Origin of the sequence: Campylobacter corcagiensis (genome assembly GCF_013201645.1) — a bacterium.
GTDB classification, from domain to species: Bacteria; Campylobacterota; Campylobacteria; order Campylobacterales; family Campylobacteraceae; genus Campylobacter_B; species Campylobacter_B corcagiensis.
Map to the genome: position 1 here is coordinate 1627023 of NZ_CP053842.1, position 22469 is coordinate 1649491.

Annotated in this window: 24 protein-coding genes; 16 read left to right on the forward strand and 8 right to left on the reverse strand. The window is 32.6% G+C overall.

The window, feature by feature from the left end:
* Positions 1-84: 84 nt before the first annotated feature.
* From CCORG_RS08475 to CCORG_RS08490, 4 genes are all read left to right on the forward strand, one after another.
* Entirely contained in the window at positions 85-987 is a 903-nt protein-coding gene (locus tag CCORG_RS08475) for an AEC family transporter (RefSeq protein WP_025802133.1), read from the forward strand.
* A 76-nt stretch (positions 988-1063) separates the two neighbouring features.
* Positions 1064-2392: a Na+/H+ antiporter family protein gene (locus tag CCORG_RS08480; RefSeq protein WP_025802135.1), complete on the forward strand. Its 1329-nt coding sequence runs from the start codon at positions 1064-1066 to the stop codon at positions 2390-2392.
* Between the two features lie 3 nt (positions 2393-2395).
* Positions 2396-3019 carry an FAD-dependent thymidylate synthase gene (gene thyX, locus CCORG_RS08485; protein ID WP_025802137.1) on the forward strand — a complete coding sequence of 208 codons (624 nt, stop codon included), beginning with the start codon at positions 2396-2398 and terminating at the stop codon, positions 3017-3019.
* On the forward strand, positions 3016-3477 hold the full coding sequence (locus tag CCORG_RS08490; RefSeq protein ID WP_025802139.1) for a tetratricopeptide repeat protein: 462 nt from the start codon (positions 3016-3018) through the stop codon (positions 3475-3477). The genes thyX and CCORG_RS08490 overlap by 4 nt, the downstream gene beginning before the upstream one ends.
* A 14-nt stretch (positions 3478-3491) precedes the next feature.
* Here the strand turns inward: CCORG_RS08490 and recJ are convergent, their stop codons facing one another.
* From recJ to CCORG_RS08505, 3 genes are all read right to left on the reverse strand, one after another.
* A complete protein-coding gene (recJ, locus tag CCORG_RS08495; protein ID WP_172658573.1) occupies positions 3492-5072 on the reverse strand; it encodes a single-stranded-DNA-specific exonuclease RecJ in 1581 nt (526 codons plus the stop codon).
* Positions 5053-6678, reverse strand: coding sequence for a CTP synthase (locus tag CCORG_RS08500; RefSeq protein ID WP_025802143.1), 1626 nt, complete (start codon positions 6676-6678; stop codon positions 5053-5055). The genes recJ and CCORG_RS08500 overlap by 20 nt, the downstream gene beginning before the upstream one ends.
* A 61-nt stretch (positions 6679-6739) precedes the next feature.
* Complete coding sequence (locus tag CCORG_RS08505; protein ID WP_025802145.1) at positions 6740-7750, reverse strand: MsnO8 family LLM class oxidoreductase; 1011 nt, start codon at positions 7748-7750, stop codon at positions 6740-6742.
* Positions 7751-7858: 108 nt separating this feature from the next.
* Between CCORG_RS08505 and CCORG_RS08510 the strand changes: the two genes are divergently transcribed.
* From CCORG_RS08510 to CCORG_RS08535, 7 genes are all read left to right on the forward strand, one after another.
* Positions 7859-8068, forward strand: a complete 210-nt coding sequence (locus CCORG_RS08510) for a DUF4492 domain-containing protein (RefSeq protein ID WP_081755056.1) — start codon at positions 7859-7861, stop codon at positions 8066-8068.
* A gap of 1 nt (position 8069) precedes the next feature.
* The gene (locus CCORG_RS08515; protein WP_025802147.1) at positions 8070-9590 is read left to right on the forward strand and encodes a cytochrome ubiquinol oxidase subunit I; all 1521 of its coding nucleotides are present in this window, start codon (positions 8070-8072) and stop codon (positions 9588-9590) included.
* Between the two features lies 1 nt (position 9591).
* Positions 9592-10692: a cytochrome d ubiquinol oxidase subunit II gene (locus CCORG_RS08520; RefSeq protein ID WP_025802149.1), complete on the forward strand. Its 1101-nt coding sequence runs from the start codon at positions 9592-9594 to the stop codon at positions 10690-10692.
* Positions 10693-10701: 9 nt separating this feature from the next.
* Entirely contained in the window at positions 10702-10824 is a 123-nt protein-coding gene (locus CCORG_RS09075; RefSeq protein ID WP_265092844.1) for a hypothetical protein, read from the forward strand.
* 472 nt (positions 10825-11296) lie between these two features.
* Entirely contained in the window at positions 11297-12364 is a 1068-nt protein-coding gene (locus CCORG_RS08525) for a transglutaminase-like domain-containing protein (RefSeq protein WP_025802151.1), read from the forward strand.
* Positions 12336-12713 (forward strand): hypothetical protein, encoded by a 378-nt coding sequence (locus tag CCORG_RS08530; protein WP_025802153.1) that lies wholly within the window; start codon positions 12336-12338, stop codon positions 12711-12713. Before CCORG_RS08525 ends, CCORG_RS08530 begins: the two co-directional genes overlap by 29 nt.
* Positions 12697-12963 (forward strand): heavy-metal-associated domain-containing protein, encoded by a 267-nt coding sequence (locus CCORG_RS08535; RefSeq protein WP_025802156.1) that lies wholly within the window; start codon positions 12697-12699, stop codon positions 12961-12963. The genes CCORG_RS08530 and CCORG_RS08535 overlap by 17 nt, the downstream gene beginning before the upstream one ends.
* Here CCORG_RS08535 and CCORG_RS08540 read toward each other — a convergent pair.
* Entirely contained in the window at positions 12953-13426 is a 474-nt protein-coding gene (locus CCORG_RS08540; protein ID WP_025802158.1) for a DMT family transporter, read from the reverse strand. The genes CCORG_RS08535 and CCORG_RS08540 overlap by 11 nt on opposite strands.
* A gap of 182 nt (positions 13427-13608) precedes the next feature.
* Here CCORG_RS08540 and tpx point away from each other — a divergent pair, with 182 nt between their 5' ends.
* Positions 13609-14130, forward strand: coding sequence for a thiol peroxidase (gene tpx / locus CCORG_RS08545; RefSeq protein ID WP_025802160.1), 522 nt, complete (start codon positions 13609-13611; stop codon positions 14128-14130).
* A 133-nt stretch (positions 14131-14263) separates the two neighbouring features.
* Here the strand turns inward: tpx and CCORG_RS08550 are convergent, their stop codons facing one another.
* Positions 14264-14437, reverse strand: coding sequence for a YgaP family membrane protein (locus CCORG_RS08550; RefSeq protein ID WP_025802163.1), 174 nt, complete (start codon positions 14435-14437; stop codon positions 14264-14266).
* A gap of 125 nt (positions 14438-14562) precedes the next feature.
* Between CCORG_RS08550 and CCORG_RS08555 the strand changes: the two genes are divergently transcribed.
* The 4 genes from CCORG_RS08555 to CCORG_RS08570 all read left to right on the forward strand — a co-directional run bounded on the left by CCORG_RS08555 (position 14563) and on the right by CCORG_RS08570 (position 18558).
* Positions 14563-14886, forward strand: coding sequence for a thioredoxin family protein (locus CCORG_RS08555; protein WP_025802165.1), 324 nt, complete (start codon positions 14563-14565; stop codon positions 14884-14886).
* Positions 14887-14964: 78 nt separating this feature from the next.
* Positions 14965-15783 carry a KPN_02809 family neutral zinc metallopeptidase gene (gene ypfJ, locus CCORG_RS08560; RefSeq protein ID WP_025802167.1) on the forward strand — a complete coding sequence of 273 codons (819 nt, stop codon included), beginning with the start codon at positions 14965-14967 and terminating at the stop codon, positions 15781-15783.
* Positions 15784-15883: 100 nt separating this feature from the next.
* Positions 15884-16777, forward strand: a complete 894-nt coding sequence (locus tag CCORG_RS08565; RefSeq protein ID WP_025802169.1) for a DMT family transporter — start codon at positions 15884-15886, stop codon at positions 16775-16777.
* Positions 16774-18558, forward strand: a complete 1785-nt coding sequence (locus CCORG_RS08570; protein ID WP_025802171.1) for an FUSC family protein — start codon at positions 16774-16776, stop codon at positions 18556-18558. Before CCORG_RS08565 ends, CCORG_RS08570 begins: the two co-directional genes overlap by 4 nt.
* Before the next feature lie 21 nt (positions 18559-18579).
* Here CCORG_RS08570 and CCORG_RS08575 read toward each other — a convergent pair whose 3' ends face one another.
* From CCORG_RS08575 to dcuC, 3 genes are all read right to left on the reverse strand, one after another.
* The gene (locus CCORG_RS08575; RefSeq protein ID WP_025802173.1) at positions 18580-19725 is read right to left on the reverse strand and encodes an MFS transporter; all 1146 of its coding nucleotides are present in this window, start codon (positions 19723-19725) and stop codon (positions 18580-18582) included.
* A 189-nt stretch (positions 19726-19914) separates the two neighbouring features.
* Positions 19915-21141: a peptidase T gene (gene pepT, locus CCORG_RS08580; protein WP_025802175.1), complete on the reverse strand. Its 1227-nt coding sequence runs from the start codon at positions 21139-21141 to the stop codon at positions 19915-19917.
* Positions 21142-21152: 11 nt separating this feature from the next.
* A complete protein-coding gene (gene dcuC, locus CCORG_RS08585) occupies positions 21153-22463 on the reverse strand; it encodes a C4-dicarboxylate transporter DcuC (RefSeq protein WP_025802177.1) in 1311 nt (436 codons plus the stop codon).
* Positions 22464-22469: the final 6 nt, after the last annotated feature.

Below are 22469 nucleotides of genomic sequence, written 5' to 3' on the forward strand. Positions count from 1 at the left end.
AATTTTATCTAAATTTAGGTTCAAACCTAGTTAAATTTTAAAATTTGTAGTATCATAACGCAAAAAATTTTTCAAAGGAAACAAATGCTCTATACTACGCTTTATTCTGTATTTTTTATACTTTTTGCGGGGTATTTTGCAAAGCGTGTTGGAGCCTTAAAACAGAGCCAAGCAGGTGTGCTTTTTGACTTCGTTATAATGTTTGCAATGCCTTGCTTAATACTAAGTAAAATTTATCATCTTGATATAAATCCACATCTTTTTATATATATTTTTATGGGCTTCATATCAAGTGTTATAGCCGCTCTTTTTGCTGTTTTGGTGGGTAAAATTTTTAAATTTAACTCAGCAACTCTTATATCTATCTTTTTGCTTACAACTTTTGGAAACACACTTTTTATAGGAATTCCTATCGTTACAACCCTTTTTGGCGATGATATCATCGGCGAAGTTGTGCTATATGATGCCTTTGCTGGAGCTTTGCCTATATCTATTTTTGGTCCATTTATCTTAAGTCTTGATAGTAAAAAACGACCAAGTATTATAAAGTTAGCTAAAAAAGTGCTGTTTTTTCCGCCATTTATAGGGCTGGTTTTAGGGCTGGTTTGTAAAATTTTTACCATACCTGAGTTTGTATTTGTACCGTTTGAATCACTTGGTTCAACAGCAACTCCAGTCGCACTTTTTGCTATAGGATTAAGCCTAAGTTTTGGAGCGATAAAGAGCTCATATAAAGGCACGATAATAGTTATTTTATCAAAAACACTTTTAACACCATTTATATTTATAAGTATAGTAAATTTGATTGGGCTAGAAAGAACCATTTCGATTTTAAACGCTTTTTATCTATGCTCAATGCCAACAGCCACCATAGCTTGTGCTTTAGTAATAAAAGCAAACAAAGACGCAGATTTAGCCGTAAGTACCGTTGCTTTTGGGCTACTGTTTTTAGCACTGTCTGCACCTTTAATAAAATTTATGCTTTAGTAAAATTTAAGTTTGTATTTATAGAAACAAAAGTAAAGTTTTAGTATAATAAACCTTTTTGATTAAAAGGATAAAAATGCTTACAAATCCCGTGCTTTTAAGCATCATTATGATGCTTGTTTTATGTGTTTTAAGGTGTAATGTCATGCTTTCTATACTTATATCGGCAATGTTTGCTGGTATTTATGGTGGAATTATGCCTGATGGTGAAGCATTTAGCTTTATAGCTTCTACAATGCACACTCTTAGTGTTTTTATAGAAGGAATGAAAGGCAACCTTGAAACTGCTTTATCATACATCTTACTTGGAGTTATTGCTGCTGCTATTTCAAGGACAAATTTAACAGCGATTTTAATAAATAAAATTTCCAAATTTATTACTAAAAATAAGTTTTATTTTATTGTTGCTATTGCCATAATATCTTGTTTTTCACAAAATTTAGTTCCAGTTCATATCGCCTTTATTCCTATTCTTATACCACCACTACTAGCCATTATGAATAAGATGAAAATAGACAGACGAGCAGTAGCGTGTGCGCTAACTTTTGGACTTCAAACACCTTATATATCCTTGCCTGTTGGCTTTGGACTTCTATTTTTCAACCTTCTTCAAAAAGAGATGGCAAACAACGGATTAACAGTTGCCATAAGTGATATAGCATCTGTTATGTGGATGGCAGCAATTCCTATGGTAGTAGGACTTATCTTAGCTATTATAGTATTTAGAAAACCTCGTGATTATCAGGTGATAGAAGAGGGTATGGCTAGAAATTTAGACGACTTAAAGATGGGGATAAAGGAGTGGGGAGCATTAGCTGGGATAGTTGTAGCTTTTATAATTCAAATTTGCTTTGGCTCGCTTCCACTTGGTGCTTTGCTTGGCATAATAACTATGATAATTTTTGGCGGGATTAAATATAAAGAGATGGATAAAACCTTTGATCAAGGCATTCATATTATGGGATTTATCGCTTTTGTTATGCTTGTAGCTGCTGGATATGGCGAAATTTTAAGAACAACTGGTGGGATACCTGAGCTTGTAAATGCGGTTGCAAGTGTAGCTGGTGGAAAGCTTGGCGGAGCATTTTTGATGCTAGTTATTGGGCTTTTGATAACAATTGGAATTGGTACTAGTTTTGGAACTATTCCGATTATCACAGCTATTTATTACCCTTTAGCTATTGAACTTGGTTTTGGAACAGAAGCTATTATTTTACTAATAGGCATCGCTGCAGCTGTTGGAGATGCTGGAAGTCCAGCAAGTGATAGCACTCTTGGACCAACAAGTGGGCTAAATTTTGATGGACAACACAATCACATTTATGATACTTGTATTCCAACATTTGTCTTTTTCAACATTCCACTAATTCTTTTTGGTGCAATATTTGCGATGTTTTTAGGATAGAATATGGATGTAAGATTGCTAAATTTTACCCCGCTTTGGGTTTGCTCAAATGCTATAAGAACTTGTTGGCAAAGCTTTGATAAAGGCGATAATGGCGGTGAAATCGATAAAGAACTAATCAATAGAGTTGGAAATAAATTTAAACACGCCTCAACGCTTGAACATTTGCATTATAATTTTTATATAAAAGGAATTTCAAGAGCTCTTTTACAAGAACTTGCCCGCCATAGAATGGCAAGTTTAAGCGTAAAATCAACCCGCTATACCCTAAAAGAGTTAAAAAATGAGAGTGAGTTTGAAGTTGGAGATTTTAAAAACGCTTCAAGATATATAGTTTTAACAGGAAATGAAATAGTAGATAATTACAGCATTAAAGCACTTGAAAATATCCGTCAAATTCTACAAGTTGTAAAGACTATTGATATTGCTAAATACGCACTTCCAGAGTGTTATAAAACAGAACTTACCTGGAGTATAAATGCTAGAAGTCTTCAAAATTTTTTGCATTTAAGAAGCTCCAAATCAGCCCTTTGGGAGATTAGAAATTTAGCTTATAGGATATATGAAGCCATTCCTGATGAGCATAAATTTATATTTGAAGAGTGCATTGAAAAGGAGAAAGAATGAAAAAACTTTTGCTTTTGGTTATACCATTTTGGCTATTAGCATTTAGCGGAATGACACAGGGTGATAAAAGCGTTTTACAAAGTGATAAATTCAGACAATTTGATCAAAACTGTACAGCTGGAGACTCTTGGTCTTGTAGTGAAGTAGGAATGACATATTATAAAATAGATGACATTAACAAATCACTTGAGTATTTTGAAAAAGCTTGTGATTTGAAGTGGGGAGTAGGGTGCGAACTAAAAGCGTATATGTTTTTAACCCAAAAAAGATATGATGAAGCTTTTCCTATTTTCACAAAAGCTTGCGATAATAATAGCAGCTACTCTTGCCTAAATTTAGCTGTTATGTATGACTACGGTCAAGGTGTTGAAGCAAACAAAACCAAAGCTGACTCATTATATCTTCACGCGTGTAAAATAGGCGATATAGAAGCTTGCTACATGCTAAATTTAAGATAAATTTGGAGTAAAATTTACTCCAAAATCTCTTTTATAACAAACTCAGGGGTGATTTTACCTTTAAATGAATTTTTTATAATAGTAGCTATAAAACTTACACTATCTCCTTCTTTTGGCTTTATATCGTAGTTAAAAAACAGAGCATCTTTTGTAGTACCATCTTTTTCAACTGTAATCTTAAGGTGATTTGCCTCTTTTCCTATCATTCTTACGCTTTTGACTAAGGCACTACTTATACTAAATATTGGCTTTGGGTTTTTCTGTCCATATGGCTCAAAAAACTCTAAAATATCAAGCATCTCAAGGTCAACTTCTTTCAAATCTATCTCGCCTAAAATTTCATCGCTATATGGCGATATATCTATATCTTGAAGAAAACAAGCAGAATTTATAGCAACTTTAAATTCCTCAAGTTTTGAAGGTTCTATCACAATACCAGCAGCACCTTTATGCCCACCAAAGCTAAGAAGCAGCTCTTTTTGCATAGCAATAAGACGCAATATATCAAATTTGCCCACACTTCTTGCACTTCCTTTTGCGCGGTGCTCATCTACGCTAAAAACAATGGCTGGTTTTTTATAAACCTTAGTAAGCCTTGAAGCAACGATTCCAATAACCCCTTCATGCCAATTATTACCCCAAGTTACAATTATCTCGTCATTTTCGCTAATATTTGGAAGCGAGCACTCGTAAAGATTTTTCTCTTCAGCTTTTCTGCTGTGATTGAGTGCTAGAATTTTCTCAAAAAAGGCGTTTGCCTCTTTGTAACTTTTAGAACGAAGAAATTTATATGATAGCGTAGCATCACTCATCCTGCCAGTTGCATTTATCAAAGGAGCAATTAAAAAACTTATATCATCAAATTCAAAGCTATCTTTGTTGTAGTAGTTTTTTATAACCCCAAAGCAGGGGCGTTTTGATGAATTTAGCTTTTTTATACCCATTTTTACAAGCACTCTATTTAGGTCTCTAAGTTCCATCATATCAGCAATTATCGCCATTACTAAAAGATCAAGCTGTGAGCTCATATCATACTCTATAGCACACACCTCTTTTAACGCTCCAACCAGATACCATGCCACCTCAGCACCGCAAATTTCAACATTTGGAAATGGACACTCATGTTGCTTTGGGTTGATAATAGCATATGCATCAGGTAGAGTAGGGGGTGGCATATGGTGATCAGTTATGATTAAATCAATTCCTCTTTTTTTACACTCATTTGCTGCTTCAACTGCACTTATTCCATTATCGACTGTAATAATGAGTGTAACATCATCTAAATCATCTAAAACTTTAGGATTTAAACCATATCCATCGCTAAATCTATTTGGAATTTTAACCCTATAAATAGCTCCTAAAAGATCAAAAAACTCAGCTAATATCACACTACTTACGATGCCATCAACATCATAATCCCCTACAATAGCAATGCGTTCGTTATTTTCTATAGCAGTTTTTATACGACTTGATGCCTTGTAGGTATCCTTTAAGTGACAAGGAAGGGGGATTTGTGAAATTTTTGTGTGAATATCATTTTCAAATCTTTTTTCTAAAATCGCCCTAACTTCTCTTTTACCTAGAATTTGCCGCATCGATAAAGCCTAAAATCACAGGATTTGGCTTTGTAAGACGAGATGTAAATTCAGGGTGAAACTGCACACCAATAAAAAATGGATGATCTTTTAGCTCAACTGCTTCTATTAATCCACTGCTCTCTCCGCTTACCATAAGCCCATTTTTCTCAAACTCAGCCCTATATTTAGGGTTTGCTTCATATCTATGGCGGTGACGCTCTTTTATGGTTTTAACTCCATTATAAAGTTTAGAAAGAATCGATCCTTTTTTAACATCACACTCATACCCGCCAAGCCTCATTGTTCCGCCCAAAGGGCTTTTATGTGTTCTTATCTGTTTTGAGCCATCTTTTCCAATAAACTCATCAATTAGATAAATTACTGGCTCAGGCGTATTTTCATCAAATTCTGCTGAGTTTGCATCTTTTAAATTTAGTACATTTTTAGCAAATTCTATTAGTGATAGCTGCATTCCAAGACAAATTCCAAGATATGGAATTTTATTAACTCTTGCAAATTTAATCGCTTCCATTTTGCCTTCAACACCTCTTTTACCAAAGCCACCAGCTACTAAAATTCCATCTACATCTTTTAAAATTTCATCTACATTTTCAGAGTAAATTTTTTCACTGTCTATCCATTTAATATCTACTTTTGTATCTAGGTGAGCTCCTGCGTGGATGAGTGCTTCAGTAAGGCTTTTATAACTCTCTTTTAGCTCTAAATACTTTCCTACAAAAGCGATTTTTACTAAATCGCTAGGTGCAATTACTCTTTTTACAAGAGTATTCCAATCACTCATATCAACTTTTAATTGTCCTAAATTTAGCATCGAACTTATAGGATCTAAGATATTTTGTTGCATAAAAAGAAGTGGAATTTGATATATACTTTGACAATCAAAGCTTTCTATAACGCAGTTTTTATCTACACCACAACTTCTTGCTATTTTATCTTTTAAATCCTTATCAAGTGGCATCTCACTTCTACAAATTACCATATCTGGTGTTATTCCGATGCGTCTTAACTCACCAACGCTATGTTGGGTTGGTTTTGTTTTTAGCTCACCTGAAGCCTTTAAGTAAGGCACAAGAGTAAGGTGGATATTCATCGCTAAACCTTTATCAAGCTCAACTCTCATAGCTCTAATGGCTTCTAAAAATGGAAGCCCTTCGATATCGCCAACAGTTCCGCCTATTTCAACGATCAAAATATCTTTATCTTTGCCAGCTGCTTTTATCCTATCAACTATCTCATTTACGATATGTGGGATTACTTGGATAGTTTTACCAAGATAATCCCCACGCCTTTCTTTTTCAATAACTGAACTATAAACTCTACCTGTTGTAAAGTTATTATCCTGACTTAAATTTTCATCTAAAAACCTCTCATAATGCCCCAAATCTAGATCTGTCTCAGCCCCATCATCTGTTACAAAAACTTCACCATGTTCTAATGGACTCATCGTTCCAGGATCAACATTTATATATGGATCAGCTTTTAAAATACTTACCTTTAAGCCAGCCTTTTTAAGCAAAGTTGCTATACTAGCAGCTGCGATTCCTTTACCAAGAGAGCTTAAAACGCCCCCCGTTATAAAAATATATCTCGTCTGTTTTGACATAATTATTCCTTAAATTTTATATATGGTAATTATACTATGATTTGCTGTTATCAAGTTAAACTTAAGGCTTAATGTCAAAAATTTCAGCAATTTTTCTATAACTATCTTCTCTTTTTTCTGGACTATAAATAGGACTATAAACCATTATTTCATCAAGACTATATTTTTTAGCCTCGTCATGTAAAATTTCTGAAACACTTTGTTTATCGCCTTTTATAAAGTAGCGTTTTTCGTATTTGCTTTTTATCAAATTCTCTTCATCTTGACTAAATTTATAATCTTTTACCTTTTCTGGATTTAAAATTTTAAGCTGTTTGGTCCCTCTTGCAATGGATAAAAACATCATCTCAATTGGCTTAGCAAGGTAGTTAGCCTCTTCTTTAGAATCAGCTACAACAACCATATAACTAAACATAAGCTCAGGCTTTTCAAAGAAAACACTTGGTCTAAAATTTCTTTTATACTCGCTAAATACCACATCAGCAACATCTACACTAAAAAATTTAGCATGACTATAACCCAGCCCCATATATGCTGCAAAATTTGCTGAGTTTCCACTAGATCCTAGCATCCACGGGCTTGGAAGAAAGCTTGTGTTATTAGGTATAGCTTTTGCTTTGTAGCGTCTATCACGGATCTCTTCATCTTTAAAATAGCTTAAAATATACTCTATTTTTTGATATAAATCATCAACACTTACGCCTTTTCCTTCACTTAAAGCAATGATTGACTTTGCATCACCACCTGGGGCTCTACCTAAACCTATATCGATTCTATTTTTAGCAAGGGCTATTAGGGTTTTAAAATTTTCAGCCACTTTAAGAGGTGAGTAGTGCATTATCATAGTCCCTCCACTTCCTAGGCGGATTTTACTAGTTTGACTGATAAAATAAGCTATTAAAATTTCAGGACTTGTGCTAAGGTTTGCTTCAATTGAGTGATGTTCTGAAAACCAATAGCGATGATATCCTAAACTCTCAGCTGTTTTTACTAAATTTTTCGTTCTTAAAAAAGCATCTTCAACCCTTTCATTTTCATTTGCTGTGACTAAATCATGAATACTAACTCTCATATTTTCTCCTTATTTTAATAAATTTTATCAGATGACGGTAAATTTCTAAATATTAAAAATCAATACATTTAATACTATTTTAATCCTAAAAGTGCTATAATTTTTCTTATGAAAACTTTAAAAAATTTTATTAGTTTATATATTAATGGCTTTAAAAGCATGACTCTTGGCAAAACGCTGTGGGGCATAGCTATTGTTAAAATTATAATCTTTATTTTTGTATTTAAGATGTTCTTTTTTAACGAAACCATTCATACTAAATTTGACACCCAAGAAGATAAAATTAATTTTATATATCAAAATCTAACAAAGGATTAAAATGGAAGAGTTGGCAACCACCGTTAACTGGTCAAGAGCTCAGTTTGCACTAACTGCTTTGTACCACTTTTTGTTTGTCCCACTAACGCTTGGACTATCGTTTATAATAGCGTTTATGGAGACTATTTACTATAAAACTGGCAATGAAGAATGGAAAAAAATAACCAAATTTTGGCTAAAGCTTTTTGCTGTAAATTTTGCCATTGGCGTTGCAACTGGCATTATAATGGAGTTTGAATTTGGTACAAACTGGGCGAATTACTCATGGTTTGTAGGAGATATTTTTGGAGCACCTTTAGCAATTGAGGGGCTATTTGCCTTTTTCTTAGAAGCTACATTTTTTGTTGTGCTTTTCTTTGGTTGGGATAGAGTTAGTAAGGGTTTTCACCTCTTTTCAACTTGGATGGTTGCGATTGGTTCAAATTTAAGTGCGTTTTGGATTTTGGTTGCAAATGGCTGGATGCAATTTCCTACAGGAACAGTTTTCAACCACGAAACCCTAAGAAATGAGATGGTAAATTTTGCTGAAGTTGCACTTTCTCCTGTTGGAATTAGCAAATTTCTACACACAGCAGCAAGTGGATATATAGTTGCATCTTTGTTTGTGGTTGGAATTTCAGCTTGGTATATGTTAAAAGGAAGACACTTTATAAAGGCTAAAAAAAGTTTTATAGTTGCTGCTAGTTTTGGGTTTTTAAGTTCGCTATTTATTCTTTTTAGTGGCGATGAGAGCGCATATCAAGTAGCACAAAAACAGCCGATGAAATTAGCCGCTATGGAAGGACTATACAAAGGAGAAGAAAATGCCGGTATAGTCGTAGCTGGGCTTTTAGATCACTCAAAAGAGCTAGGTGATGGCAAAGATCCATTTATCTTTGAACTAAACTTTCCTTACGCACTTGGTCTTATGGCTACTAGAGGAATAGGAAATTTCACACCTGGAATTGAAGATTTGGTTTATGGTAATGAAAAACATGGTATTGTATCAGCTAAAAGTAGAATCGAAAGTGGAAATTTAGCACTTAAAGCCCTAGAAGATATCAAAGTAGCAATGGATAACAACGACCAAACAGCAGTAGAAAAAAACCGTCAGATTTTAGATGAAAATATGGAAAATTTCGGTTATGGATATTTAGAAAAACCTGAAGATATCGTCCCACCTGTTGGTCTTACATTTTATAGTTTTCACATAATGGTAGCTCTTGGAGTTTACTTTATAGCACTATTTTTTGTCTGTTTATACCTAAGCATGGCAAATGATATTGAGAAATTTAAGAAAATACTTTGGATTTGTGTATTTAGTATACCACTTGGCTACATAGCTTGTGAAGCTGGCTGGGTAGTAGCTGAAGTAGGGCGTCAACCTTGGGCGATACAGGATTTAATGCCAGTTGGAATTGCTGCAACTGATCTAGCAAGTGTGAATGTTAAAATTTCATTTTCTCTCTTTGCTATTTTATTTACGGTGCTATTTATAGCTGAGATAAAGATAATGCTTAAACAAATAAAAATAGGATTTTAATATGTATGAAGCTTTACAAATTTACTGGTGGTGTTTGATAAGCCTAATTGGTGGGTTATTTGTTTTTATGATGTTTGTTCAAGGAATTCAAACCCTTACAATAGAAGTAAACAAAGAGCAAAAAGAGCTTATGATAAACTCAGCTGGAAAAAAATGGGAACTTACTTTTACAACCCTTGTTATGTTTGGCGGTGCTTGTTTTGCGGCTTTTCCGCTATTTTATGCGACTAGTTTTGGTGGGGCTTATTGGGTATGGATGGCGATACTTTTTTGCTTTATCGTTCAAGCAGTTAGTTATAAGTATAGAAATAAACCTAATAACTTTCTTTCACAAAAAACATATGATGCGTTTTTATTTATAAATGGCTCACTTGGGGTTATTTTAATTGGAATTGCAGTTTCAACATTTTTTAGTGGAAGTGAATTTAGACTTAACTCAAGCAACTTTGTTAGCTGGGATAGTGGATTAAGGGGCTTAGAAGCTCTTAAAAACCCTCTAAATTTACTACTTGGTATAGCTTTGTATTTTCAAGCTAGAACTGGGGGTAGGCTCTATCTTATAAATCATATAAATGAGAGTGATTTAAGGATAAAGCTTAGAGCAGGACTTAAAAAAGACGCTTTGCTATTTGTTTTGTTTGTGGTGGCTTTTTTAGCATGGATATTATTAAAAGATGGATATGCTATCAGTCAAAATGGCATTATAGTTGTAGAAAGCTTTAAATACACTAAAAATTTCATCCAAATGCCTTTAGTTTTGATTATACTTTTAGTTGGGCTTATACTAACTCTTTTTGGAATTTATAAAGGTGTTTTTACAGATAGTATAAAAGGAATTTTTCCATACGGACTTGGAGTGACACTTGTAGTAATGAGCGTGTTTTTAGTATCAGGACTAAATAAAACATCTTTTTATCCATCATATACTGATTTACAAAGCTCACTTACGATATATAATGCAAGTTCAAGTTATTATACCCTAAAGGTGATGTTTTTTGTATCTCTTTGGGCACCTGTAGTTTTAGGCTACATTGCATATGTTTGGAAGCTTATGGATAACAAAAAGCTTACTAGCGAAGACGCTAAAGAAGATGAATACTAAGGAGATATGATGATAAAGTCGCTGTTTTTATTAATAACTTGGTTTTTACTAATATACTTTAGCTGGAAATTTATAAAGCTAAATATTGACCATATAGAAGAACACGAAGATAGATTTTTCACAAAAGATTAAAATATGGGGCTTTGCCCCTTATTAATAAAATAAACCCTTTAAACTCCACTAAATTTATAGCTAAATTTTAAATTTATTAAAACTATCATTTATGCCTAAAGTTTATAATTGTCAAAACAAAGGAGCAGATTATGAATTACAAAATAGTCTTCATTTCAAATAAACCAAGAGTTGAGTTAAAAGAGTCTAAATTTGGGTGATGCTAAGATTTATATAAAGCAAGTGGCAAAAGAGCGATAAAAGCTATAACTAAGCTTAAATTTGCCTGTATTCAAGTAAAAGATGAAAATCTTCAATAGCGGACTAACACCGATGGTATAATTTATGAAAATATTAAACCAAGCTGGTTTTGAGTTTTAAAAAACATTATATAAAATATTTAATCATTATATTTTAACTAAATATTAAACTTATTTATGATACTATTTAAGTATAGAGTCAAGGTTTGACTATTACCCATACAAGGACTTATATGAAAAGAAGAGATTTTTTTAAAACAGGAGCGTTAGTTGCTGGTGGCGTTATGCTTCCAAGCGTTAGTTTTGCGAGTCAAAACGAAGACCAAAAAGGTCACAATATCTTTGATATAACTCTAAAACATGACATTAAAACGGCTGGAAAGGTAACAAAACTATGGCTACCACTTCCTTTAAATTCAAGCTATCAAAGCATGGTTAGTGCTATTAAAAATAGCGGTAACTACGATGAAATTTATCAAAGTGATTTTGAAATTCCAACCCTTTTTGCTAAATTTAGCAAAGAAAATCCAACAATTACTACAAATTTCAAAATTTTAACAACAGATAGAACAACAGACTTTTCAAAAGTAAATTTTGATGAAAAAGAAAAGCTTAGCCCTGAAGTTGCTAAATTTTTAGAACCAACTAAAAGTATCCAAATTAACGGTATTGTAAAACAAAAATCTGATGAGATAGTAAAAGGTGTAAGCGGGGATTTAGAAAAAGCTAGAGCCATTTACAACTGGACAGCTAATAATATGACAAGAGATGAAAGCATAATAGGGTGTGGTTTAGGTGATGCAAAAGCTATTTTAGAATCAGGTAAACTATATGGCAAATGCACAGATATTAGCTCAGTTTTTGTTGCTCTTGCAAGGGCTGCTGGAATTCCAGCTAGAGAGATATTTGGTATCAGAGTTGGTAAAAGTAGATTTAGCAAAGCTATGGGAAGTGGCGATGGCAAAAGTGCAAATATCACTGGTTCACAACACTGTAGAGCTGAGTTTTATATCAAAGGTTACGGATGGATACCATGCGATCCAGGCGATGTAACTAAATTTCGCTTAGCAGAAAAACTTACAAACGAAGATGAAGCTGTTATTAAAATAAGAGAGTATCTTTTTGGAAACTGGGAGATGTGTTGGATAGGTTACAATATGGGGCGTGATTTTGTGTTAAAACCAGAGCCTTTTGAACAACCACTTAATAACTTTGGCTATCCTTACGCAGAAGTTGATGACAATGTTTTAAACTACTACGATCGATTTGCTTATGAGTACAAATCACTCACCATTAACTAAAGTTAAAAATAGTAAAATTTGGCTAGGAGCTACAGCACTTTTTGGTGCTCTCCTAGCATCTAGTTGTTGTCTGCCAGCACTTGCATTTTTGCTATTTGGAAGTAGCTTTGGATTTTTAAGCATTTTTGAACCACTTTATAAATTTAGATGGATTTTGACTATTATTTCTATTTTATGTTTTATTTTGTTTGTTAAATTTCGCTATTTTACTAGCTGTAAAGATAAAAGCTGTGAAATAAAAAAGACAAGCAAAGGTGAAATTTTTAGCGTTATAATATTAGGAATTTCGCTTATTTTTATACTATTTTACCCTGAAATTTTAGGAGTTTTATATGAAATTTTTAGTTAAATTTATGCTTATTTTGTCTATTAGTATGCCTGTTTTTGGTGTAACTTATACTATAAATGTGCCTGGAATGCACTGTCCGCTTTGCACTGCTATGGTTAGAGAAGCTCTTAAAAAAGTAGATGGTGTAAAAAGCGCAAAAGCAAGTCTAAAAGACAATAACGCCATTGTTGAAGCAGAGGCAAATGTCACAAAGCAAAGCCTACTTGATGCGATAAAAACCACAGGGTATGAAGGTAAATTTATTGATTAGATTTAAATAAATTATCTCCTAAAGTATAGATAAAAAGTCCTACTATAAACAAACCTAAACCCACAATCTTACTTAGCGAAATCTCTTTTTTGCTAAGTCCTAAAAGCCCAAAACTATCAATCAAAAAGCTACTTAAAAGTTGAGCAAAAATTATCATCATAAACATCAAAATAAGCCCTATTTTAGGAGCGATAAATGTTGTAGAAAAAACAGCAAACGCCCCTAAAAGACCACCTATTAATTTATAAATTTCAATACTTTTTAAGCTTTTAATATCAGCAAAACTAAACTCTCCTAAAATTATTGCCACAATTAACAAAGCCAAACTTCCTATGGTAAATGAAATAAATGCCGCCATTATCGGCTTAGCACCTAAAAACGCGGCTAAATTTGCATTTATCACAGCTTGAACTGATAAACAAGCCCCGGCTAAAAACGCCATAAACAAAAACATAATTTGCATATTTTTCCTTTTTTTGTTTAGAATTTAGCAAAAATTTCTGAATTTAAAGGCAGAAATCTTATAAAATACAGTTTTATTAAACTAAAAAATTTTGAAAACAGATGAGTCGTTTTATTAAGATAGATTGTCTTTGCGTTAAGCATAAAGATGTAAAATGTCACAAATTTATATAAGGAGATAGTATGGCAACAGTAACAGTTGGTGGAAATACGGTTAGTTTAGCAGGAAATGAGCTTAGCGTTAGCGATTTAGCACCAGTGGTTGAGCTTGTAGGCAAAGATTTAAAAACAGTAAAAGTTGGCGGAAGTAGTGAGTTTATCCAAGTAATAGCAAGCGTGCCATCACTTGATACGGGCGTATGTGCTACAGAAACTAGAAAATTTAACGAAAGCATCGCTAAAATGGATGGTGTTAAACTTACAGTTGTATCTATGGATTTACCATTTGCCATGGAGAGATTTTGCTCAACTCAAGGCATTGAAAATGTAGTAGTTGGAAGTGATTTTAAAAATAAAGATTTTGCTAATAAATATGGCGTCTTACTAGCCGATGGCAACTTGGCTGGACTTACTGCTAGGGCTGTTTTTGTAGTTGATAAAGCAGGCAAAATCATCCATAAAGAGATAGTAAAAGAAGTAACTACCGAACCAGATTATGACGCTATAGTAAAAGCTGTAAATTCTAAAGGTTGTAGAAACTGCTAAATTTAAGGAGCAAATTCAGTGCTCCTTACTTTTGTTTAAAAAATACTTATACTCCATAATTAAACCCAAAAATATAAAAAAAGCCACAAATCCCTAAAAAGCTTATGAAGGTTAAATTTATAAGCTAGTAAATTTATCTTTTAGTAGAACATCTATTTAAAAAATAGCACGCTGGACAAAAACCAGTGATTCCAACAATAACTGGTATCAGCCCAAGCAAAGCCCACCAACTCATAAACATAATGCCAACAACAATCATAAATATCAAACCTAAAGCGATTCTAATGATTCTATTTTCTCTGCTCATTTTTTCTCCTTTTAAAAATTTACTAAATTATAGTATATTTTTCTTACTTTTATTTTAAGAATTTGTAATAAAGTCACATTTAAATTTAAATGCTAAAATTATAGAAATTTAAAAAAGGAGAAGTTATGAAAGATTTAACTTTTGATGAGTTTAAAGATATAAGCAAGAGCAGTGTTTGCGTAGTTGCTTTTAAAGCAGCGTGGTGTAAGGATTGTAAAATAGCTACACCAATGCTTATAGAACTATCTAAAAAATACCCAAAAGTTGATTTTTACGAGATTGATATAGATAAAGAAGAGGGCGTTAGAGATGCTATGGGCATAAGGCACATTCCAACTATTATCTTTTTAAAAGATGGAGATGAAATTTGTAGTAGGGTTGTAGAACCAAGAAGTGTTGATGAGATAGAAAACTGCATTAAAAGCTTATATAAATTTATTATATTTTAATTATAATATAGAAAAATTTTAAGTACAGCCTTTACACATTTATGATAAAATACTACATTTCCAAACAAAGGCTAAAAGATGAAATGGCGCGGTAGAAAAACAAGCTCAAATGTAGAAGATAAAAGGATGCAAACAGCTCAAGGTGGTATGAATTTACAAGTCCTTTTGCCACTTATTAGGTGGCTTATGGGATCTAAAATAGGGCGTATTATTCTTATAATAGGTGGTATTGCTATGCTTATGGGCTATAATCCACTTGGAATTTTTGGACTTAGTTCTAGTAGCTCAAATAAAGCTCCATTAACCCAAAAAGATATGGAGATGAGTGAATTTGCAGGCGTTATCTTAGCTGAAACTGAAAACGTTTGGAAGGAAATTTTAACTCCTTATGAAGAGCCAAAAATGGTTTTATTTAGAGGGGCTACAAACAGTGGTTGTGGTTTTGCAAGCTCGCAAGTTGGGCCATTTTACTGTCCTTTAGATAAAAAACTATACCTTGATTTAAGCTTTTTTGATGAACTTGCTAAGCGTCATGATGCACCAGGAGATTTCGCAGCAGCTTATGTCATAGCTCACGAAGTTGGACATCATATCCAAAATTTACTAGGACTTTTAAATCAAAAACCATATAGCAACAAAAATCAAAATAGCGTCGCAATAGAGCTTCAAGCTGACTGTTTTGCTGGAATTTGGGCTAATCACTCAAAACATCTACTAGAAGATGGAGATATTGAAGAAGCACTAAATGCAGCTTCAATGATAGGCGATGATGTATTACAAGAAAAAGCTCAAGGTTACGCCGTGCCTGACTCATTTACTCATGGAAGTGCTAAACAAAGAAGAGATGCATTTTACTTAGGGTATAAAGAGGGCGATGTTAAAAAGTGCAGGTTTTAAGCTAAATTTTAAGCGTCCTAAATTTAGTCAAATTTATAAAATTTCCTAACTTCTAAATCTCCTTATTTTAGTTATAATAGACAAAAAATAAGGAGCTATATTGGAAGATCAAAAAAGCAGCTACGGTCTAGGCATTATTGTTACATTGTTAAGTGCCTTATTTTGGGGGTTTTCTTCAGCTTGTGGACAGTATCTTTTTGAACAAAAAAATATCTCTCCTGAGTGGCTTGTAACAACAAGGCTTATTTTAAGTGGAATTTTACTTCTTTCTTACTCTATTTATAAACAAAAAGCCCAAATTTTACTTATCTTTACAAATAAAAAAGATACATTAATACTTATCTTTTATGCTATTTTTGGTCTTTACGCTTGTCAATATACATATTATTTAACGATAGATTTAAGCAATGCTGCTATTGCTACTATTTTACAATACACTTCGCCGATATTTATCATAATTTTTGTTGGTATAGTAGATAAAACTCTACCTAGTTTAAAAGAAATTTTAGCTCTTATTTGCGTGGTAATTGGCGTTTTTATCCTTGCTACTCATGGCGATCCTTCAAATTTAGTCATACCGCCTAAAGCTATCATTACAGGACTTTTATCAGCTCTTTGTATTTTGGTTTATAGCATAACTCCTATTAAGATAAATCGCCGTTATGGCATTCTTACATGCCTTGCTTTAGGGCTTAGTATGAGTGGCGTTATGTCTTCAGTGATGTGTAGAGCTTGGAGTTTAGAAGGAGTTAGTGATCTACCAGGAGTTGGGGCTTTACTTGGTGTAGTACTTTGTGGAACGGTCTTATCATTTAGCCTGTATATGAAAGGTTTATCAATACTTGGTCCAACAAAAGCTAGCCTTATAGCATCTATAGAGCCTGTAACCTCAGCATTTTTCATATGGATATGGTTAGGCGTAACATTTGTAGCATTTGATTTTTTAGGCTTTTTTCTGATAATAGCCTCTACGATAATTTTGGCAAAAAAATGATAAATTTAATTAGACAAAAAGATCCTGCAAATTTTGGATTAATATATGCTATAAAGGCTCTGTTTGGTGTAAGTTTAACTTGCTTAATCACATTTACATTAGCTGGTAAAGCCTTGATGCTTTGGGCTATAAGTGGGTGCGTTAGTGTGTTTTTTATCACAACTTTTAAAGGCTCAAACAAAGATAGAATTCTAGGGCTTATGCTGTTTGTGTTTTTATCTTTTAATCTAATTTTGCTATCAAATTTTATAAATGCCTTAGGAATTTGGCTATTTTTGCCCGCATTTGTATGGATATTTTTAGCTCAAATTTTATCTTTATACAGCATAAATTTAAGTATTGCCATGATAAATTCAGCATTTATCTGCTTTGTGGTTTTAGTGGTTAGTTCTGGAATTTCAAATTTCAACTCAAAATTTGCAGCATTTGGCTTTATACTTGGTTCAGTTATAGCTTTAATAATTAGAGGATTTTCTAACTACGGCAAATTTACAAAAAGAGCTTTTAAAGTGATATTTAATGAACTCTCTTTTTTAGCAAAAGGTCAAATTTCAACTGCTCAAATCCTAGATAAAATATCAAAAACAAAAGATATACTAAATGTTAAAAGCTCCCAGTTTAGAGATGATAACCTTATACAAAATCACACAAAAGTAGCCTTTTATCTATACAAATGTGAAGAGTTGGTTCACGCTTTGGCTTTATTAAATTTAGACCATACTGATGAGATTGTAGAAAATATAAATGAGCTAAGAAAGCTCTTTTTAGATGAAGAACTAATTTTTAAGTATGAATTTAAAAACAGTAAAAACGCTATCGTATATGAAATTTTAGATGATATTAAAAATGGCAGTAACGCTCCTTTGCTTCCAAAAAAAGCAAAATTTAGCCTTAAATCCTTCATAAATAGCCTAAATTTAAACAATCAAACCTTTAAATTTAGCCTTAAATTCGCTCTTGCTATTGCAATATCGCTTATAATTGCAAATTTAGCCCAAATTGAGCGTGGAGTTTGGGTAGCTATTGGAACGCTATGTGTGATGAAAGTAAGCGTTACAGAAGTTACTAAAGCAACATTTCAGGCCATCATAAGCACAACTTTAGCAGTTGTTTTTGCTGTTTTTATGATAAACTTACTGAGTGGATCGTTTATGATTTATCCATTTATTTTTGTTGCTATTTTTATGCTTTTTTACTTTAAGATTTTTAGCTATCCTGTTTCAAATTTTGGGCTTATTGTATGCGTAAGTATCTATTTTTTTGCTATAAGTGGGGATTTTAAATCACTTATGATTTTACGATTAATGGATATGAGTTTTGGCTTTTTAATAGCTTGCTTTGTTAGTTTTTTTATATTTCCAGTTAAAAACTCTCAAAAATTTAAGCCTTTAGTAAATGAGATATTAGAAAATTTTGTAAATATTTCTAACTCAATCATACAAAATCAAAAAACTGGAGAATTTACTACTTTAAATAGCAAAAACACAGATAAAATAAGCCAGTTTAGAGGGCTATTTAAAAGCCCTTTGAATACAAAATTTGATGAAATTTCTAAAGCTTTAGTAAATATTAGAATTTACTCTCTTAAAAACGGCATCAATAGTGAGCTAAAAAAGGATATTTTAGATCTTAAAATCCGCTTTATTATGCTAATCTCAAAGCTAAACAGTAGACCTTATTACTTTAAAGACGAGCAAGATTTTAGTCTAAATTTAACTAAACACTTAGCAAATTTACAAAGCCAAATTTATAATGATATCTCGCCAAATAGCCTAAATTAAGAATTTCAGGCTATCTTAAAACTACTTAAATTTAGGCGATACAAATACCAAATATAAGCCCATTGCTAAAAGCATAATAAATGATGATGCTATATAAACGCCACTAAAACCAAAACTCGGTTCTAAAAATCCAAGAAGTGGCGGACTTATGCCAATGCCTAAATTTGCAGCGATGAAAAAAGTAGAATTTGCTAAGCCTATTTTACTTGATGGAGCAAGCTTTACTACCATGCTTTGAGCTAAACTTTTAAATGTTGCCCAGCCAAAAGCTAGGAAAAAAGCCGAAGCTAAGATAAAAATTGAGCTTTTTGCAATACCAAGCAGAAAAACACTTAAAGCCAAACTAAAAAGTGTTGCTAAGCTTACTAAATTTGGACCAAATTTATCAAAAACACTTCCACAAATCCAAACCGCAAAAAGAGCTACAATAGAGTAAAATGGATAGTATAAAGCTCCAGAATTTGTTAGGTTTAATCCTTGCGTGTGAGCACTTAAAAAAGCTAAAATCCCACCATAAGCACATCCTGCTAAAAACATAATCAAAGATACCCCAAGACTTGTTTTTTCTATGAGAGTAAATATGCTAAATTTTAACTTTTTTCCGTCCAAATCTTTACTTTTATAAGTTAAGAAAAACACAGATAATAAGCCAATTGCCATGGCTATAGCAGCAGTTATAAAGCTTGTTTGATACGCCTGAGTTGAGTTAAATTTAATAGCTACAGCTGGCGATATGGCAGAAGCTATAATCACGCTCATATTATAATACCCTATCCCAACGCCCCTTTTGGTCTTAGGAACGAGCTTTGAGATGGTAGTATTACATATACAAGTTCCCATACCAAAAAGAGTTCCTGTCATAGCCCTTAATACAAGTAAAAAGCCAACATTTGTAATTTGTGTGTAAAGTAGGCTTACTATGAGATCTAAAACCATGACTATAAAAATAGTTTTTTTAATGCTGATTTTATCAACGATTCGCCCCATATATAGTGTGCCAAATATAACACCAAGAGTGTACATCAAGGTTATAAGTCCTGCTGTACTCACACTTGCACCAAGAGTTTTGATGGCAAAATTTGTCCCACTTATCAAAGTAAGATAACTTGAAATATAAAGAGTAAAGTTTATAGCACAGATGCTTAAAAAATTTCTACTAAAAATCATAAAATCCTAAAATAAAAAAATTTTGTGATTATATCCTAAATTTACTAAAATATTTATTTTAAACCTATTTTAAAGCATTTTCTACATATTTACTATTAAAATTTATATAATGATTTATTATAATAAATTTAAGTTTATATAAGATTTACCGCTAAATTTAATAAATTTATTTAAATTTAGCGGTATTTATTATTGTGCAACTAGTTTTACGATTTGAGTAATTACTTCACTTGACTTTTTTAACGAATTTACCGGCAAATACTCATAAATTGAATGAAAATTATGTGCTCCTGTAAAAATATTTGGTGTTGGAACGCCTTTTTGAGAAATAACAGCCCCGTCATATCCGCCACGCATTGGCTTTATTTTCATTTCAACTCCTGCATTTTCAAAAGCTTGTTTTGCAAATTTTATCGCAGGTGCGTTATCATTATTTAAAAAATTATAAACATTTGCGTATCTGTCATTAAGACAAATATTAATTCTATTATCCCAAATCTCATTTAAATTATCAGCTAATTTTTGCAAAAATTCCATTCTTTTTTTATAAATTTCTTGATCAAATTCTCTAATATCGATCTTTAAAACAGTTTTTGCACTATTGCCACTTAACTCTTTAACCCAAAAATACCCCTCTTTATTTTCTGTATACTCAGGTGCTTCACCGCCTGGTAAAAGTGAGATAAATTTATGTGCCATTAAAAGCGAATTTATCAAATTTCCTTTTGCATTCATTGGATGAGCACTACGACCTGTAAAAGTAACTACGCAATCTCCAGCATTCCAGTTTTCATAAATAAACTCACCAATCTCACAACAATCCAAACAATATCCAAAATCAGCCCCTAACAAATTTACATCAAGTGCTTTTGCACCCCTTAAACCTTGCTCTTCATCAGGCACAAAACACGCAATAATTTCTCCATGCTTAACTTGCGGATTACTCATAAAATATTGACACATATTTACAATACTTGCAATCGCTGCTTTATCATCAGCACCTAACAAACTAGTTCCATCAGTTACAATAATATCATCGCCGATATAGTTTTTAAGTTCAGGATTTTCACACTCTTTTAGATAAATTTTCAACTCTTCATTTAAACAAATATCACCACCTGTATATTTTACTATCTTAGCTTTTGTGTCATTTGTCTGTTCTGCACTTGTATCAAGGTGTGCAAAAAATGCTACACTTGGCACTTTTTTATCTAAATTCGATGGAATTTTAGCTATTAAAATAGCTTTGGAGCTTAAATTTATATCGCTAATGCCCATTTGTTCTAACTCATTTTTGATTAATTTAGCAAGTTCTAACTCTTTTGGGTTTGATGGCATTATGCCGTTTGCACCATTTTCTCTGTTTGTTGTTGTATTGATTTTTGTATAATTTAAAAATCTACTTACTATATCCATAATTTTATCCTTTATAAAATAATAAATGCAATTGCAATTACAGAAATTACCATTCCTAAAAATGTTCGTTTCGCAATAGCAAAAGGGTTTGTATTTGCTAATCCAGCACATACAATGCAAGCTCCTGCTAATGGTGAAGCTGTTCTACCCAAAGCACCACTTATTGTAGCAGCCATTCCAAGAACATCTTGGCTAAAACCAAACTCAGCTGCTTTAGAAGTTATTGCATCGTTAAAAGCAAAAGTTGCCGCATCACCTGAGCCAGTAACAACTGCCATTAAAAATGGTATAAAAGTTCCACCAAATTTAACATAATCTTGCTCATTTTTTAAAATAGCAATAATAAAATCAATTGCCCCACAAGCCATAAGTCCAGCCACAAACACACCTGCAGCAATTATAATACCTATAATATTTGCATAAGCTGTTCCCATTCCACTGAAAAATTCTTTCACGATTTTTTCAGGATTTGTCATTGTTACAATAAGCGTTACAATCGCACCTAATATCATAGCCTCAGCAACTCCCATTTTTGTCCATTCTAAAAATGAAATTTCACTTAATGGTGTACCTGCGACTATCAAAATAGCAAGCGGAACTAATGGCATTAAAGCGTGTATGTAATTAGTTTTTGTATTTTTTGAAACATTGACATTGTTTTGATTGCTAGATAAATAATTTACACCTTTTGTATAGTCTTTTAAAACAAAAGCAACTACGCTAATTGAAATTAAAACTATAGCTAAAGATAAAAATGCACTTGGCATTTGCACTTTTATAATATCTTGTACAGTATAAGCAGTGTTTCCACCTTTTACAATCATATCAGTAACATAAATATTATGCGCTGAGCCAGGACTTAAAACTCCACCATAAGTTCCAGCAAAAACTGCAGCTCCAGCCATCGCGGGTTTAACACCACTGGCCATTAAAAGCGGAATTAAAGTTGCACCGACTGCAGCCGCACATCCAGAAGCTGATGGAATAGCAATATTAATAAACCAAGTTAGGATTACAACTGCAGGAATTAAGAAAAATCCAATATTTCCAAGTGGTTTTGTTAAAGTATCTACTAACGCTTGATCACACTTTGTAAATTTAAGCACAAAAGCAAAGCCCATTGACGCACAAATTGCTTTTATAAGTCCAACTTTTGTCATGGAAGCTGTAAAAGCACTTAAACCATCCATTGGCTTTAATGATAATAAACAAAGAACTAAACCAACACCAAGTAAAACAGTTTTTGTATCACGCTTTTTAATTAATAATACCACAACAGCTATGATTCCAAAAACAGCTAACCATAATCTAAATGTTTCCATAAATTT

Excerpts from the sequence above, each read along its gene's own strand:
- pepT (WP_025802175.1), bottom strand. The coding sequence starts at position 21,141 with ATGGATATAGTAAGTAGATTTTTAAATTATACAAAAATCAATACAACA.
- CCORG_RS08535 (WP_025802156.1), top strand. The coding sequence starts at position 12,697 with ATGAAATTTTTAGTTAAATTTATGCTTATTTTGTCTATTAGTATGCCT.
- CCORG_RS08475 (WP_025802133.1), top strand. The coding sequence starts at position 85 with ATGCTCTATACTACGCTTTATTCTGTATTTTTTATACTTTTTGCGGGG.
- CCORG_RS08525 (WP_025802151.1), top strand. The coding sequence starts at position 11,297 with ATGAAAAGAAGAGATTTTTTTAAAACAGGAGCGTTAGTTGCTGGTGGC.
- CCORG_RS08575 (WP_025802173.1), bottom strand. The coding sequence starts at position 19,725 with ATGATTTTTAGTAGAAATTTTTTAAGCATCTGTGCTATAAACTTTACT.
- CCORG_RS08520 (WP_025802149.1), top strand. The coding sequence starts at position 9,592 with ATGTATGAAGCTTTACAAATTTACTGGTGGTGTTTGATAAGCCTAATT.
- thyX (WP_025802137.1), top strand. The coding sequence starts at position 2,396 with ATGGATGTAAGATTGCTAAATTTTACCCCGCTTTGGGTTTGCTCAAAT.
- CCORG_RS08530 (WP_025802153.1), top strand. The coding sequence starts at position 12,336 with ATGAGTACAAATCACTCACCATTAACTAAAGTTAAAAATAGTAAAATT.
- recJ (WP_172658573.1), bottom strand. The coding sequence starts at position 5,072 with ATGCGGCAAATTCTAGGTAAAAGAGAAGTTAGGGCGATTTTAGAAAAA.
- CCORG_RS08515 (WP_025802147.1), top strand. The coding sequence starts at position 8,070 with ATGGAAGAGTTGGCAACCACCGTTAACTGGTCAAGAGCTCAGTTTGCA.
- tpx (WP_025802160.1), top strand. The coding sequence starts at position 13,609 with ATGGCAACAGTAACAGTTGGTGGAAATACGGTTAGTTTAGCAGGAAAT.
- CCORG_RS08550 (WP_025802163.1), bottom strand. The coding sequence starts at position 14,437 with ATGAGCAGAGAAAATAGAATCATTAGAATCGCTTTAGGTTTGATATTT.
- CCORG_RS08555 (WP_025802165.1), top strand. The coding sequence starts at position 14,563 with ATGAAAGATTTAACTTTTGATGAGTTTAAAGATATAAGCAAGAGCAGT.
- CCORG_RS08540 (WP_025802158.1), bottom strand. The coding sequence starts at position 13,426 with ATGCAAATTATGTTTTTGTTTATGGCGTTTTTAGCCGGGGCTTGTTTA.
- CCORG_RS08510 (WP_081755056.1), top strand. The coding sequence starts at position 7,859 with ATGAAAACTTTAAAAAATTTTATTAGTTTATATATTAATGGCTTTAAA.
- ypfJ (WP_025802167.1), top strand. The coding sequence starts at position 14,965 with ATGAAATGGCGCGGTAGAAAAACAAGCTCAAATGTAGAAGATAAAAGG.
- CCORG_RS09075 (WP_265092844.1), top strand. The coding sequence starts at position 10,702 with ATGATAAAGTCGCTGTTTTTATTAATAACTTGGTTTTTACTAATATAC.
- CCORG_RS08480 (WP_025802135.1), top strand. The coding sequence starts at position 1,064 with ATGCTTACAAATCCCGTGCTTTTAAGCATCATTATGATGCTTGTTTTA.
- CCORG_RS08570 (WP_025802171.1), top strand. The coding sequence starts at position 16,774 with ATGATAAATTTAATTAGACAAAAAGATCCTGCAAATTTTGGATTAATA.
- CCORG_RS08490 (WP_025802139.1), top strand. The coding sequence starts at position 3,016 with ATGAAAAAACTTTTGCTTTTGGTTATACCATTTTGGCTATTAGCATTT.
- dcuC (WP_025802177.1), bottom strand. The coding sequence starts at position 22,463 with ATGGAAACATTTAGATTATGGTTAGCTGTTTTTGGAATCATAGCTGTT.
- CCORG_RS08500 (WP_025802143.1), bottom strand. The coding sequence starts at position 6,678 with ATGTCAAAACAGACGAGATATATTTTTATAACGGGGGGCGTTTTAAGC.
- CCORG_RS08505 (WP_025802145.1), bottom strand. The coding sequence starts at position 7,750 with ATGAGAGTTAGTATTCATGATTTAGTCACAGCAAATGAAAATGAAAGG.